Source organism: Mycolicibacter virginiensis (assembly GCF_022374935.2).
GTDB classification, from domain to species: domain Bacteria; phylum Actinomycetota; class Actinomycetes; order Mycobacteriales; family Mycobacteriaceae; genus Mycobacterium; species Mycobacterium virginiense.
On record NZ_CP092430.2, the window covers coordinates 889,316 to 903,340 of the forward strand.

Below are 14,025 nucleotides of genomic sequence, written 5' to 3' on the forward strand. Positions count from 1 at the left end.
CCAGTGAACGGCCCCGCCCGTCGTGACACGCGGGCGTTATAACGATCCGATTACGGCGGTTCAGCGAACCTCGACGAAGGAGAGGTGAAGCTGGGACCGCCGCTTGGACCCGGCGGTTCAGCGAACCTCGACGAAGGAGAGGTGAAGCTGGGGCCGCCGGGCTCAGGGCACTGTGCTGGGCGGGCCGCCGGGCTCAGGGCACTGTGCTGGGCGAAGCTCAGAGGCGCTCGACGACCCAGTCCACGCACTGCGTCAGCGCGCTGACGTCGTCGGGGTCCACCGCCGGGAACATCGCCACCCGCAGCTGGTTGCGGCCCAGCTTGCGGTAGGGCTCGGTGTCGACGATGCCGTTGGCCCGAAGCACCTTGGCCACGGCGGCCGCATCCACCTCGTCGACGAAATCGATGGTGCCCACGACCTGCGAGCGCAACGCCGGGTCGGCGACGAACGGCGTGGTGAACGACCGCTCCTCGGCCCACGAGTACAGCCGCTGGGACGAGTCCGCGGTGCGCTTGACCGCCCAGTCCAGCCCACCGTTGCCCAGCATCCAGTCCAGCTGCTCGGCCAACAGCGCCAGGGTGGCGATCGCCGGGGTGTTGTAGGTCTGGTTCTTGGTGCTGTTGTCCACCGCGATCGGCAGGGACAGGAACTCCGGCACCCACCGGCCGGACGCGGCGATGGCCTCGATGCGGGCCAGCGCGGCCGGGCTCATGATGGACAGCCACAGCCCGCCGTCGGAGGCGAAGTTCTTCTGCGGGGCGAAGTAGTAGGCATCGACCTCGGTGATGTCGACCGGCAGGCCGCCGGCACCCGACGTCGCGTCGATTACCACCAGGGCGCCATCGGCACCCTCGGGCCGGCGCACCGGCACTGCCACTCCCGTCGAGGTCTCGTTGTGCGCCCAGGCGATCACGTCGACCGACGGGTCGGACTGCGGCTCGGGGGCGCTGCCCGCGTCGGCCTTGATGACGATCGGGTCGCCGACGAAGGGGTTCTTGGCCACCGCCGAGGCGAACTTCGCGCTGAACTCGCCGTAGGTCAGGTGCAGTGACCGCTTGTCGACCAGCCCGAACGCCGCGGCATCCCAGAAGGCCGTGGACCCGCCGTTGCCCAGGACCACTTCGTAGCCCTCGGGCACCGAGAACAGTTCGCGCAACCCGGAGCGGACGCGGCCGACCAAGTCCTTGACCGGCGCCTGACGGTGGGAGGTGCCGAACAGCGGCGCTGCCGTGGTGACCAGCGCGTTCAACTGCTCAGGGCGGACCTTCGACGGCCCGCAGCCGAACCGTCCGTCAGCGGGCTTGATGTTGTCCGGGATCGTGAGCTGCTCAGCCATGGTCTCTAGCGTAGACAGCGGTCGGCGCGACCTCGCAGGGCAGGTTTATTGTGACGTGGATCACCCAAGGTGCTCGACACCTGTCACGCCCACAGTGTTGATCCGGAGTCTGGACGGGTACCCAGTACCTGCGGTACCGTTGTACATAAGCCTACTAAATGTAAACGACTGCTGGAGGTGTCTCCAATGGCTCAGAAAGCCGCTCGAACCCGAATCGTGCGCCGGTGGCGAGCCAACATGGAAGTGACCGACGACGCGAACTACGTCGAGATCCTCAACACCTTGTCGGAAGGGTCGGTGCGCCGGAACTTCAATCCGTACACCGACATCGACTGGGACACTCCGGAGTTCAAGGTCACCGAGAACGACCCGCGCTGGATCCTGCCGGGCACCGACCCGATCGGTCGGCACTGGTGGTACCAGGCCCAGCCTGAGGACGTCCAGATCAAGATCGGTATGTGGCGCCAGGCCAACGTCGCCAAGGTCGGGCTGCACTTCGAGTCGATCCTGATCCGCGGCCTGATGGAATACGCGTTCTGGACGCCCAACGGCTCACCCGAGTACCGCTACTGCCTGCACGAGGCGGTGGAAGAGTGCAACCACACCATGATGTTCCAGGAGATGGTGAACCACATCGGCGCTGACGTGCCCGGGATGCCGCGGTTGCTCAAGTGGGTACAGCCGTTCATTCCGCTGGTCGCCGGACCGCTGCCGATCCCGTTCTGGTTCGGCATCCTGGCCGGCGAAGAGCCCATCGACCACATCCAGAAGGCCATCCTGCGCGAAGGCAAGACCCTGCACCCGATCATGGAACGGGTGATGGCCATTCACGTGGCCGAGGAGGCGCGGCACATCTCGTTCGCGCACGAATATCTGCACAAGCGCATTCCGAACCTGCCTCGTCGTAAGCGGTTCTGGCTGTCGCTGTACGTGCCGATCGTGATGCGGATCCTGTGTTCCGCGATCGTGGTGCCGCCCAAGGCGTTCTGGACCGAGTTCGACATTCCGCGCGAGGTCCGCAAGGACATCTTCTTCCGGTCGGCCGAGGCTCGACAGATGTTGCAGGACATGTTCGGCGACGTCCGGATGCTCTGCCACGACACCGGTCTGATGAACCCGATCGCCAAGTTGGTCTGGCGGATCTGCCGCATTCACGGCGCACCGTCCCGGTTCCGCAGCCAGCCGCAGCGTGCGCATCTGACGCCCGTTGCCGCCTCGGTCGCATAGCGCCGCCCTCAGGTCATGCCGCACGTAATTACCCAGGCGTGTTGTAACGACGCGTCGTGTGTGTTCGCCTGCCCGGTCAACTGCATTCACCCCACGCCGGACGAGCCCGAGTTCGCCACGTCGGAGATGCTCTATATCGACCCCGATGCGTGTGTGGACTGCGGAGCCTGCGTGCGGGCCTGCCCGGTCGACGCGATCGTCCCGCACACCAAGGTGATGGGCGAACAGTTGCCGTTCGTGGAGATCAACAAGTCGTTCTACCCGGAACGCCCTGCCGGGGTGAAGCTTCCACCGACCTCCAAGCTGGCGCCCATCCTGCCGGCCGCCGAGCTACACCAGCGCGGCAAATATCCGCTGACCGTAGCTATCGTCGGCTCCGGCCCGGCGGCCATGTACGCGGCCGACGAACTGCTGACCCAGCAGGGCGTGCTGGTGAATATGTTCGAGAAGCTGCCCACCCCTTACGGGTTGGTTCGGGCCGGCGTCGCCCCGGATCACCAGCGCACCAAGCTGGCCACCCGGTTGTTCGACGAGATCTCCGCGCGCCGTGGTTTCCAGTTCTTCCTCAACGTCGAGGTGGGCAAGCACCTGAGTCATGCGGACCTGCTGCAGCACCACCACGCCGTGCTGTACGCCTCGGGTGCGCTGCACGACCGGCGCCTTGAGATCGATGGAATGGGGCTGCCCGGAACGGGCACCGCGACCGAAATCGTCGGCTGGTACAACGGGCATCCCGAGTTCGCCGACCTGCCAGTCGATCTGAGCTGCGAGCGGGTGGTGATCGTGGGCAACGGCAACGTCGCCCTCGATGTGGCACGCGTGCTCACCGCCGACCCGGACCGACTGGCGCGCACCGACATCGCCGACTACGCGCTGGCGGCGCTGCGGGGCTCGGCTGTTTCCGAGGTGGTGATCGTCGCGCGACGCGGCCCAGCGTCTTCTGCGTTCACCCTGCCCGAGCTGGTCGGGCTGACGCAGACCGCTGAGGTGGTCCTCGACGCCGAGGACCATGCCCGGGTGCGTGATGACCTGGCGACGGTGCAAGACACCTTGACCCGGCAGAAGCTGGAGATCTTGAGCAAGCTGGGTGACGCGTCGGCACCGATCACCCGTCCCCGGATTCGATTCGCCTACGAGTTGACCCCGGCCCGAGTTGTCGGTGATGACCGTTGCAGCGCAGTGGAGTTCACTGTCACCGGAACCGATCAGATGCGACGTATTGACGCCGGCCTGGTGCTGACTTCGATCGGTTACCACGGAACGCCCATCGCCGACCTGCCGTTCGACGACGCCGCCGGCGTCGTCCCCAACGAGGGCGGTCGGGTGATCGACCCGGCGACCGGTGAGCGAGTTCCGGGTGCGTACGTGTCGGGCTGGATCAAGCGCGGTACCAACGGGTTTATCGGCTCCAACAAGTCTGACTCGCTGAAGACCATTCAGACGCTGGCCGCCGACTACAACGCAGATCTGCTGACGGAGCCGATCGCCGGCCCGCGGGCAGTCGCCCGGATGGTGCACGCCCAGCAGCCCGATGTCATCGACGCCGCCGGTTGGAAGGCCATCGACAGAGCCGAAGTCGCCCGCGGCGAAGCGCAAGACCGCCCGCGGGTGAAGTTCACCCGGGTGCCGGACATGCTCGACGAGGTCAAAGACCACTCGGAACTGCCGCTGCTGCAGAACCTGCTCCGCGCGCTGCGGCGCAGCTGAACCATCTAACCCTCGGCCACCGCCGAGCGTGTACTCAGCGCGAAGAATCCGCCGCGCAGAATCTCGCGCTGGTTACACGTTCGGCGTAAGGGCGGGCGGGTTCACGCTGTGGTGACGTGCTCCCAGCCCGCAACGGATTCCGCGCTGCGCGGACCTGGCCCGACGTAGATCGCCGACGGGCGCACCAGCTTGCCCAATCGCTTCTGCTCCATGATGTGGGCGCACCAGCCCGCGGTGCGGCCACAGGTGAACATCGCCGGCATCATGGCCGGCGGCACCTCGGCGAAGTCGAGGATCACCGCCGCCCAGAACTCCACGTTGGTCTCGATGGCGCGATCGGGGCGACGCTCCCGAAGCTCGGCCAGCGCCGCCTGCTCCAGTGCGGCAGCCACCTCAAAACGCGGGGCCGACAGCCGCTTGGCGGTGGCCCGCAGCACTCGGGCGCGCGGGTCTTCGGCACGGTACACCCGGTGTCCGAAGCCCATCAGCTTCTCGCGCCGGTCCAGGATGCCCTTGACCACCGCGCGCGCGTCACCGGTGCGCTCCGCCTCGGCGATCATCGGGATCACCCGCGCCGGGGCGCCGCCGTGTAGCGGGCCACTCATCGCGCCGATCGCGCCGGACAGCGCCGCGCCGACGTCGGCCCCGGTGGAGGCGATCACCCGGGCGGTGAACGTCGAGGCGTTCATGCCGTGTTCGGCCGCCGACACCCAGTAGGCGTCGATCGCCTCGGTGTGCCGCGGGTCGGGCTCGCCGCGCCAGCGGGTCATGAACCGCTCAGTGATGGTGGAGCACCCGTCGATCGCCTGCTGCGACACCGCGGGCTCCTGACCCCGAGCCGACTGTGCGACATAGGACAGCACCATCACCGAGGCGCGGGCCAGCTGGTCGCGGGCGGTGGTGTCGTCGGTGTCCAACAACGGCTCAAAGCCCCACTGCGGCGCCAGCATCGCCACGCCGGCCTGGGCGTCGACCCGGACGTCGCCGGTGCGTATCGGCAGCTCCAGCGGCTCGGCGGGTGCCAGCGGACGGCTGAAGTCGCCGTCGACCAGCAGGGCCCACACATCGCCGAAGCCGACCTTGCCGGCCAAGTCCTCGATGTCCACGCCGCGGTAGCGCAGCGCGCCGCCGTCCTTGTCCGGTTCGGCGATTTCAGTAGTGAAGGCAACCGTGCCTTCCAAGCCGGCGACAAAGTTCTCCGGGACCGCAGCAGTCATACCGTGGATTCTTCCACCCCGGCGCCCAGTCGTTGCTACCGGCCGGTAACGACGGCTGGTCTGCGGCTGGGCGTAGCGTTGTGCGGTGCACAGGACCGGCCCCGACAACGAGCACTTGGCGGCGATGAGAGTGGAATACCAGGAGAAGGACAACAGCGGCGACCTCGACGCGGACTGGCTCGAGGACGGCTGGGAGGTTTTGCTGCGCAACTGGATCGGCGACGCCGAGCGCGCCGGGATCTCCGAACCCAACGCCATGGTGCTGGCGACGGTCGAAGCCGGCCGCCCGGTCAGCCGCTCGGTGCTGTGCAAGAACCTCGACGAGAACGGTGTGACGTTTTTCACCGACACCGACTCCGCCAAGGCTGCCGAGCTGGCCGCGACACCGTACGCATCGGCCACATTTCCCTGGTATCAGCTGGGCCGCCAGGTCCACATTCGCGGACCGGTCACCCAGCTCGACGAGTCGGTCAGCGCCGAGTACTGGTCACACCGACCGCGGGCGTCCCAGTTGGGTTTCTGCGCCTCGCAGCAGTCGCAGCCCATCGAGTCACGGGCCGCACTGCTGGCGCAGTTGGACGCTGTTACAGCCCAATTCTCCGGCGCCGAGTCGATCCCCGCGCCGCAGAACTGGCGTGGCTACCGGATCGCCCCGGAGGTGGTGGAGTTCTGGCAGGGCCGGGAAGGCCGGTTGCACAACCGGATTCGGGTGACCGGCGGGCGGGTGGAGCGACTCCAACCGTGAGTCCGGTGTCGCCGCGGTGAGGATTTTCGCCGACACCACCCCGTTGCGCAGCCCCGACTTCCGACGGTTGTGGGTGGCCGGTATCCCGACCGTCATCGGGGCGAACCTGACCATCTTCGCGGTCCCGGTGCAGATCTATGCGCTGACCCGCAGCTCGGCCTACGTCGGGCTGTCGGGTCTGTTCGCGCTGGTCCCGCTGGTCGTCTTCGGTCTGCTCGGCGGCGCCTGGGCCGACGCCATGGACCGCCGCAAGCTACTGATCATCGCCTCCTGCGGGCTGGCGGCCGCCTCGCTGCTGCTGTGGATCCAGGCCGCGGCCGGACTCGAGAACGTGTGGGTGGTACTCGTCCTGCTGGGTGTGCAGCAGGGGTTCTATGCCGTCAATGCCCCGACCCGGTCCGCGGCGATTCCGCGGCTGGTGGCCGGCAGTGATCTGCCGGCCGCCAACTCACTGAACATGACCGTCATGCAGTTCGGCGCGATCGTCGGGCCCCTGCTGGCCGGGCTGCTGCTCGGCTGGGTGGATCTGTCCACCCTGTATCTGATCGACGCCGCGACGTGCATCTTCCCGATCTGGGCGACGTTCCGGCTGGCTCCGATGCCGCCGGCTGAATCGGTCGGCCCGTCCAGCTTCGGGATCGCGGCCGTGCTGGACGGGTTCCGCTACCTGGCCGGCAACACCGTGGTGCTGATGTCGTTCGTGGTGGACCTGATCGCGATGATCCTCGGCATGCCGAGGGCGCTGTTCCCGCAGATCGCGAGCGCGGACTTCGGCGGGCCGGTCGAGGGCGGCACCACCATGGCGCTGCTGGCCGCGGCGATGTCGGCCGGCGCGGTGCTCGGCGGGGTGTTCTCGGGGTGGTTGCCGCGGATCACTCGTCAGGGCCTGGCCGTCGTGGCTGCGATCGTGGTCTGGGGCGGGGCGATGATCGGTTTCGGGCTCGCGGTCGGGCACGGCGGCGGGCACGCCGGTCGGGCGCTGTGGGTGGCGCTGGCGTTCCTGGCGGTCGGCGGTGCCGCGGACATGGTCTCGGCGGCGTTCCGGTCGACGATGCTGCAGCAGGCCGCGTCCGACGAGATCCGCGGCCGGCTGCAGGGAGTGTTCACCGTGATCGTCGCCGGCGGGCCCCGGCTCGCCGATGCGGTGCACGGTGCCGCCGGGGCGGTGGTGGGGACGGCCGCGGCGTCCGCCGGCGGCGGGGCCCTGGTGGTGGTGGGCGTGGTGCTTGCGGCCCTGGCAGCGCCCGCTTTCCTGCGCTATCGGCGGCCGGGCGATGTACACCGGGAGCCGCCACCGTCACGCCGATAGGGGATACCTCGGCCCCGGGCGGGCGCGCTGGCCTGGAACCGACTACCTTTTCCTATACACGCCCAATCTGGTCAGCCGAATAGCGCAAAGGGGTTCCTTGTGGCCGCAACCGATGACACCGCCACTCTCCGGTATCCGGGCGGCGAGCTAGAACTGCCGATCGTTAAGGCGACCGAGGGGTCCGACGCTCTCGCCATCGGTTCGCTGCTCGCCAAGACCGGCTACACCACGTTCGACAATGGCTACGCCAACACCTCGCCGGTCAAGAGCGCCATCACCTACATCGACGGTGACGCCGGCATCCTGCGCTACCGCGGCTACCCGATCGAGCAGCTGGCCGAGAAGTCGACCTTCATCGAGGTCAGCTACCTGCTGATCTACGGCGAGCTGCCCACCTCTGACCAGCTGGCCGCGTTCACCGGCCGGATTCAGCGGCACACCATGCTGCACGAGGACCTGAAGCGGTTCTTCGACGGCTTCCCGCGCAACGCCCACCCGATGCCGGTGCTCTCCAGCGTGGTCAACGCGTTGAGCGCCTACTACCAGGACTCGCTGGACCCGTCGGACAACGACCAGGTGGAACTGTCGACCATCCGGCTGCTGGGCAAGCTGCCCACCATCGCCGCCTACGCCTACAAGAAGTCGGCCGGCCAGCCGTTCCTGTACCCGGACAACTCGCTGAGCCTGGTGGAGAACTTCCTGCGGATGACGTTCGGCCTGCCGGCCGAGCCCTACGAGGCCGACCCCGAGGTGGTCCGCGCCCTGGACATGCTGTTCATCCTGCACGCCGACCACGAGCAGAACTGCTCGACGTCGACGGTGCGGTTGGTGGGCTCCTCGCGGGCCAACCTGTTCACCTCGATCTCCGGCGGCATCAACGCGCTGTGGGGCCCGCTGCACGGCGGCGCCAACCAGGCGGTGCTGGAGATGCTCGAGCAGATCCGCGACCAGCAGAACGGCAACGTCACCGACTTCGTACGCAAGGTCAAGAACCGCGAAGACGGCGTCAAGCTGATGGGCTTCGGCCACCGGGTCTACAAGAACTACGACCCGCGGGCGCGCATCGTCAAGGAACAGGCCGACAAGATCCTCGGCAAGCTCGGCGGTGACGACGAACTGCTCAACATCGCCAAGGACCTCGAAGAGGCCGCGCTGACCGATGACTACTTCGTCGAGCGCAAGCTCTACCCGAACGTCGACTTCTACACCGGCCTGATCTACCGGGCGATCGGCTTCCCGGCTCAGATGTTCACGGTGCTGTTCGCGCTGGGCCGGCTGCCCGGCTGGATCGCGCACTGGCGCGAGATGCACGACGAGGGCGACAGCAAGATCGGCCGGCCCCGTCAGATCTACACCGGCTACACCGAGCGTGACTACGTCGGCATCGGCGGACGGTAACCACCATGACTAATCCGGCCAAGCCGCAGATCACCGTTCCGACCGGCCCGGCACCCGCCGACCTGGTCATCGAGGACATCGTCGTCGGGGAAGGTCCCGCGGCCGTCCCCGGTGGGGTCGTCAACGTGCACTACCTCGGCGTCGACTACGACAGCGGCGCGGAATTCGACAGCTCCTGGAACCGCGGCGAATCCCTGGAGTTTCCGCTGGACGGGCTCATCGCCGGTTGGCAGGACGGCATCCCGGGCATGAAGGTGGGCGGCCGGCGTCAGCTGGTGATCCCGCCGGAGCTGGCCTATGGGCCCGCCGGAACCGGGCACCCACTGGCCGGCAAGACCCTGGTCTTTGTGATCGACCTGCTCGGCACCCGCTGAGTGCGTGCCCGGCTGATCGGGGCGGCGCTGCTGACGGCGCTGCTCGCTGCGGTCGGTTATGGCCTAGCCGAACGCGCACACCAACCCGTCGCCGCCCCGCAGCCCGCCGCCGCGCCGGCAGCGTCGGTGCCGGTGTCGGTGATCCGTCACGGCACTGAATTCACGCTGGCCGGAGACGTCGCCGATCCGGCAGCCAAACGGGAGCTGCTGGATGCGGTGATCACCTCGAGCGACGACATCACCGTTGTCGACCATCTCGTGGTGGCTCCCGGTGCGGTGACCATCGACTTCTCCGGCGCGGGCCCGGTGTTCGAGGCCGCCGCGGGCATCGACGATTTCACTTTTGCGATCACTGGCGACACCGTGACGCTGGGCGGGACCACCGCGAAGACGGACGAGGCGGCCGCCGTGCAGGCCGCGGCCGAAGACGCCTGGGTGCGGGCCCGCATCGTCAACGAGCTAGCCAGCTCCCAGGGCGGGGAAAAGTCCACCAAAAACGACTAACTGCCTCCATTAACAAATCGAAGCTCCTACACTCGCGGTGTCCTGGACTCGCGGGTGTTTTTCGGTTGTCAAGGAGGATCCATGCCAGGCTCAGAAAACCCCACTGTGACTGGCTGGCGAAAGGTCTCGCGGTTCTACCGCCGGCCTCCCGGTGTCGGCTGGGTCTTGGCCCTGGCGGCAATTCCGTTGTTGCTGGCCCTGATTGGCTACGGAATTACGGATCGCTCCAAACTCGACATCAACGGGCCGAACATCAGTACGCCGGACGTCGCCGCGCCGACACTGTCGCTGTCGGTGCCGAGTGTGAGCCCGCCGGGGCGGTCCTTCGCCCCGCTGGCGATTCTGCGCAACGGCAATGTCATCACCCTCAATGGGGATCTTCCTGACATCGGCATGCGAACCGGACTGCTCGACATGCTCAAGGGAGTGTTCGGCGGTGGTGTGCAGCTGGTCGACAATCTCAACATCAAGGCCGGCGTCACCGCACCCGACCTGTCCAGTCTGGGATCGGTGTTCAAGGCCGCAGTGTCCATGCCGGACTTCAAATTCAAGATCGTCGACGACACCGTCACTCTGCTCGGAACCGCGGCGTCCGACGCGGTCAAGTTTGCCGTCGAGGCGGCATCTAAGGCGGCGTGGCCGAACCTGAAGCTGGTCAACGACATTCGCGTCTCCAAAGGTGAGACGCAGGCGGCCCCGAGTGCAACCGAGGTGCCGGCCCCGGCTCCGACACCGAAGCCCACTCCGGCTCCGGCTCCGGCGCCGTCGGGCAGTGCCCCGGCCCATACTCCGGCACCGAGCCCGGCCGGCGACTGCAGCAATCTGCAGGCCGACATCACCGCGCTGATGAGCACGCCGGTCAGGTTCGTCACCAATGGCTACACCCTGTCGACGGGCACCAAGGAGCAACTGGCCCGGGTGGCGGAGAAAGTGAAGGGTTGTCACAACGCCCGCGTCGCGGTCAACGGCTACACCGACAACACCGGCAACGACCGAATCAATGTGCCGCTCAGCGCAGCCCGCGCCAAGTCCGTCGCCGACTTCCTGGTGTCCCACGGCGTCCCCGCCAACGGCGTCACATCCAAGGGATTCGGCTCGGCCGACCCGATCGCCAGCAACGCGACACCCGACGGTCGTGCTCAAAACCGTCGCGTCGCGATCACCGTGAGCTAAGGAGAAACTGCAATGGATTTCGTCATTCACTGGCTCTGGTATCTGCTGGCATTCGCGGTCGGGTCGGCGGTCGCCTGGTTGCTCACCGTCGTCTCGCTCCGCCGCACCAGCAAGGAAGACGCCGTTGCGGCGCTTCCCGGCTCGCGTGAGATAGGAGCCCACTGATGCACGGCGTCAATTGCTGGCTGATGGGACTGTCATTTCTGTTGGGTCTGCTGTTGACATTCGCCTTCACCATCCGGCGGGTCAAACGCGAGGTGCCGGTATCGGTGGCACCCGGTGCCGCCGGTCCCGCGGCGAGCGCGCCCACCGCCCCCATCCCGGCCGCCGGGGCGAGCACCGGTTCGGGCGCGACGGCGAAACTCGCCGGCGGCACACTTCCCTCAGAGGCCGAGACCAGCGCGATGGCGATCGGCGAAACGCCCTACGGCGCGGGCTCGGCACGCGCCGGTGCCGGCGGCGACGGCCCGACGGGCTGGACGATCAAGGGCAACGAGGACTCGATGCTGTACCACACCACGGACAGCCCCTGGTATGACCAGACGATCGCCGAGGTGTGGTTCGCCGAGGAGAGTGCCGCCGCCGCAGCAGGATTCACCCGGTGGGACAAGGGCCGATCTAACAGCGGGACCGCCAAGCTGGTCGAAGTCGAGGAGGTGCCGCCGGGCCCGTTCGGTCCGGGTTCGGCCAAGGCCGGCCCTGGCGGCAGCGGCCCGGTGGGCTGGACGGTCAAGGGCAACGAGGACTCGATGCTCTACCATGCTCCGGCAAGCCCGGCCTACGACGCGACGATCGCCGAGGTGTGGTTCAAAGACGAGCAGACCGCCGCGGCGGCCGGCTTCCAGCGCTGGGACACCTGGCGCAAGGACAAGAAGAAGAAAAAGTAGTGACGATCCGGGCGTAGTGCGCTCAGCTCGGCGGCGGAAGCCGCAGCAGCAGACGTACTCCGCCCAGCGGACTGTCTTCCAAAGACGCCGTGCCGCCGTGCAGTTCGGCTTGTTGCGCGACCAGGGCCAGCCCGAGGCCCGACCCCGAATGCGATGCCGTCGACCCGCGGGAGAACCGCTCGAAGACGATGCGGCGCTCTTCCTCGGGAAGCCCCCCGCCGTTGTCGTCGATGGCGATCTCCACGCCCTCGCGTGAGGTGACCGCCGACAATTGCACTTGGGTCGCGCCGCCGTGCTTGACCGCGTTGGCGATCGCGTTGTCCACGGCCAGCCGCAGTCCGGCGGGCAGCCCGACGATGATGCAGGTCGGCGACGGCACCAACGAGACGTTCAGGTCCGGGAAGACCCGCATCGCGTCGTGGGCCGCCCGGTCGAGCAGATCGGTGATGTCGACCGGCACGTGATCGTCGGAGGTGGACAGTTCGCCCTGCGCCAGCCGCTCCAGAGCCGACAGCGTCGCCTCGATCCGAGTCTGGGTCCGCACGACGTCGTGCAGCACCTCTTTGCGCTGGTCGTCGGGCAGGTCCAGGGTGGTCAGCACCTCGAGGTTGGTGCGCATCGCGGTCAGCGGGGTGCGCAGCTCGTGGGAGGAGACCGCGGCGAAGTCACGCGCGGAGGCCAGGGCCTCCTTGGTCCGATCCTGCTCGGTCCAGATCCGCTGCAGCATGCCGCGCATCGCCTCGGCGATTTCCACCGCCTCGGTGGCGCCGCGCACTTCGATGTCGGGCCGTTCATCACCGGCGTCGATCGATCGCGCCTGCTGCGCCAGCCGTCGCAGGGGCCGCACCGCAAATGCCGTCAGCAGCCAGCCCAGCAGCGCGGCCGCTCCGATCGCGACGGTACAGAGCAGGATCACCCGGCGGTGCAGGTTGTTGGTGTCGGCGAGGGTGGCGTCGTAGGTGGCGCCGACGGCCAGCGACCGTGGCCCCGGTCCGGGGATGTCGACGGTGCGCACCCGGTAGCGCACGCCGTCGATCTCGGTGTCGGCGTAGCCCGGTTCCAGCTCCGGCAGTACCACGGAAGAGTTCGACGTCACTTGGTTGGCCCGTCGCAGTGTGATGACGGCATCGGTGGCGCCGGCCGACCGGGGCAGTTCACCCAGGCCGATCAGCGGGACGGTCAGTCCGGCCGCCTCGTCGAGCCGGCGGTCCAGCCAGTACTTGCGGTCGTTGGTGATACCGACCCACACGATGGCGCCGATGATGACCGTCACGATCGCGGTGCCGATCGCCGTCACCAGCATCACCCGGGTCCGCAGTGACGGTGTTCTGGCGAAGATGCGCCGCAGCAGCTTCATGACGTTCACGCCTGCACTCACTGCGTTCGCAGGACGAAGCCGACGCCGCGCACGGTGTGCAGCAGTCGCGGAGCGCCGCCGGCCTCGAGCTTGCGGCGCAGGTAGCCGATGAACACGTCGACGACGTTGGTGTCGGCGGCGAAGTCGTAGCCCCAGACGAGCTCGAGCAGCTGCGCGCGCGACAACACCGCAGTCTTGTGTTCGGCGAGCACGGCCAACAGGTCGAACTCCCGCTTGGTCAGGTCCACGTCGACGCCCTTGACCCGGGCGCGGCGGCCCGGGATGTCGACCTCCAGCGGGCCCACGGTGATGGTCTCCGAGGAGGAACTGGCCGCCGACCCGCGCCGCCGCAGCATTGCCCGAACCCGGGCCACCAGCTCGGCAAGCACGAAAGGCTTGACCAGGTAGTCGTCGGCGCCGGCCTCGAGGCCGGCCACCCGGTCGTCGACCGAACTGCGCGCGGACAGCACACAGACCGGCACGTCGTCACCCATGGCCCGTAGTGCCGTCACCACACTCACCCCGTCGAGCACCGGCATGTTGATGTCGAGCACGATCGCGTCGGGGCGGGCTTCCTTGGCGCTGCGCAACGCCTCGGCGCCGTCCGCCGCCGTCGCCACCTCGAAGCCGGACAGTCGCAGTCCGCGTTCCAGTGAGGCGAGCACGTCGGAGTCGTCATCGACGACCAAGACCCGGGGGGAGGCAGCGGGGTTGTCCATGGTCGCCATTTTGCCTGAACATGGCTAGCAAGCGCGGGATGCGCCGCGGGTCGCTCCGGTCAATCTAGGGTC

Annotated in this window: 14 protein-coding genes; 10 read left to right on the plus strand and 4 right to left on the minus strand. The window is 67.8% G+C overall.

Annotated elements, in window-relative coordinates:
* Nucleotides 1–217: 217 nt before the first annotated feature.
* On the minus strand, nt 218–1,336 hold the full coding sequence (serC, locus tag MJO54_RS04410; protein ID WP_046283599.1) for a phosphoserine transaminase: 1,119 nt from the start codon (nt 1,334–1,336) through the stop codon (nt 218–220).
* Between the two features lie 186 nt (nt 1,337–1,522).
* Here serC and MJO54_RS04415 point away from each other — a divergent pair, with 186 nt between their 5' ends.
* Nucleotides 1,523–2,563, plus strand: coding sequence for an AurF N-oxygenase family protein (locus tag MJO54_RS04415; protein WP_046283600.1), 1,041 nt, complete (start codon nt 1,523–1,525; stop codon nt 2,561–2,563).
* A 15-nt stretch (nt 2,564–2,578) separates the two neighbouring features.
* The gene (locus MJO54_RS04420; protein ID WP_064887835.1) at nt 2,579–4,270 is read left to right on the plus strand and encodes an FAD-dependent oxidoreductase; all 1,692 of its coding nucleotides are present in this window, start codon (nt 2,579–2,581) and stop codon (nt 4,268–4,270) included.
* Nucleotides 4,271–4,371: 101 nt separating this feature from the next.
* Here the strand turns inward: MJO54_RS04420 and MJO54_RS04425 are convergent, their stop codons facing one another.
* Entirely contained in the window at nt 4,372–5,487 is a 1,116-nt protein-coding gene (locus tag MJO54_RS04425) for a citrate synthase 2 (RefSeq protein WP_046283602.1), read from the minus strand.
* A gap of 85 nt (nt 5,488–5,572) precedes the next feature.
* Here MJO54_RS04425 and pdxH point away from each other — a divergent pair, with 85 nt between their 5' ends.
* The 8 genes from pdxH (at nt 5,573) to arfC (ending at nt 11,877) form a co-directional block, all read left to right on the plus strand.
* The gene (gene pdxH / locus MJO54_RS04430; protein WP_259602795.1) at nt 5,573–6,232 is read left to right on the plus strand and encodes a pyridoxamine 5'-phosphate oxidase; all 660 of its coding nucleotides are present in this window, start codon (nt 5,573–5,575) and stop codon (nt 6,230–6,232) included.
* A gap of 16 nt (nt 6,233–6,248) precedes the next feature.
* Entirely contained in the window at nt 6,249–7,541 is a 1,293-nt protein-coding gene (locus tag MJO54_RS04435; RefSeq protein WP_240175715.1) for an MFS transporter, read from the plus strand.
* Nucleotides 7,542–7,640: 99 nt separating this feature from the next.
* Nucleotides 7,641–8,939, plus strand: coding sequence for a citrate synthase (locus MJO54_RS04440; RefSeq protein ID WP_046283604.1), 1,299 nt, complete (start codon nt 7,641–7,643; stop codon nt 8,937–8,939).
* 5 nt (nt 8,940–8,944) lie between these two features.
* Complete coding sequence (locus MJO54_RS04445; protein WP_046283605.1) at nt 8,945–9,313, plus strand: FKBP-type peptidyl-prolyl cis-trans isomerase; 369 nt, start codon at nt 8,945–8,947, stop codon at nt 9,311–9,313.
* A complete protein-coding gene (gene arfA / locus MJO54_RS04450; protein WP_240175716.1) occupies nt 9,314–9,817 on the plus strand; it encodes a channel-forming protein ArfA/OmpATb in 504 nt (167 codons plus the stop codon). It abuts the gene before it with no gap.
* An 81-nt stretch (nt 9,818–9,898) separates the two neighbouring features.
* Nucleotides 9,899–10,990 carry a channel-forming protein ArfA/OmpATb gene (gene arfA / locus MJO54_RS04455; protein ID WP_240175717.1) on the plus strand — a complete coding sequence of 364 codons (1,092 nt, stop codon included), beginning with the start codon at nt 9,899–9,901 and terminating at the stop codon, nt 10,988–10,990.
* 12 nt (nt 10,991–11,002) lie between these two features.
* Complete coding sequence (gene arfB, locus MJO54_RS04460; RefSeq protein ID WP_165604570.1) at nt 11,003–11,155, plus strand: channel accessory protein ArfB; 153 nt, start codon at nt 11,003–11,005, stop codon at nt 11,153–11,155.
* The gene (arfC, locus tag MJO54_RS04465) at nt 11,155–11,877 is read left to right on the plus strand and encodes a channel accessory protein ArfC, sunset domain variant (protein ID WP_240175718.1); all 723 of its coding nucleotides are present in this window, start codon (nt 11,155–11,157) and stop codon (nt 11,875–11,877) included. Before arfB ends, arfC begins: the two co-directional genes overlap by 1 nt.
* A 22-nt stretch (nt 11,878–11,899) precedes the next feature.
* Here the strand turns inward: arfC and MJO54_RS04470 are convergent, their stop codons facing one another.
* A complete protein-coding gene (locus MJO54_RS04470; protein ID WP_046283609.1) occupies nt 11,900–13,234 on the minus strand; it encodes a sensor histidine kinase in 1,335 nt (444 codons plus the stop codon).
* A gap of 17 nt (nt 13,235–13,251) precedes the next feature.
* Nucleotides 13,252–13,953 (minus strand): response regulator transcription factor, encoded by a 702-nt coding sequence (locus tag MJO54_RS04475; protein ID WP_046283624.1) that lies wholly within the window; start codon nt 13,951–13,953, stop codon nt 13,252–13,254.
* Nucleotides 13,954–14,025: the final 72 nt, after the last annotated feature.

Excerpts from the sequence above, each read along its gene's own strand:
- serC (WP_046283599.1), bottom strand. The coding sequence starts at position 1,336 with ATGGCTGAGCAGCTCACGATCCCGGACAACATCAAGCCCGCTGACGGA.
- MJO54_RS04415 (WP_046283600.1), top strand. The coding sequence starts at position 1,523 with ATGGCTCAGAAAGCCGCTCGAACCCGAATCGTGCGCCGGTGGCGAGCC.
- MJO54_RS04420 (WP_064887835.1), top strand. The coding sequence starts at position 2,579 with ATGCCGCACGTAATTACCCAGGCGTGTTGTAACGACGCGTCGTGTGTG.
- MJO54_RS04425 (WP_046283602.1), bottom strand. The coding sequence starts at position 5,487 with ATGACTGCTGCGGTCCCGGAGAACTTTGTCGCCGGCTTGGAAGGCACG.
- MJO54_RS04445 (WP_046283605.1), top strand. The coding sequence starts at position 8,945 with ATGACTAATCCGGCCAAGCCGCAGATCACCGTTCCGACCGGCCCGGCA.
- arfA (WP_240175717.1), top strand. The coding sequence starts at position 9,899 with ATGCCAGGCTCAGAAAACCCCACTGTGACTGGCTGGCGAAAGGTCTCG.
- arfB (WP_165604570.1), top strand. The coding sequence starts at position 11,003 with ATGGATTTCGTCATTCACTGGCTCTGGTATCTGCTGGCATTCGCGGTC.
- arfC (WP_240175718.1), top strand. The coding sequence starts at position 11,155 with ATGCACGGCGTCAATTGCTGGCTGATGGGACTGTCATTTCTGTTGGGT.
- MJO54_RS04470 (WP_046283609.1), bottom strand. The coding sequence starts at position 13,234 with ATGAAGCTGCTGCGGCGCATCTTCGCCAGAACACCGTCACTGCGGACC.
- MJO54_RS04475 (WP_046283624.1), bottom strand. The coding sequence starts at position 13,953 with ATGGACAACCCCGCTGCCTCCCCCCGGGTCTTGGTCGTCGATGACGAC.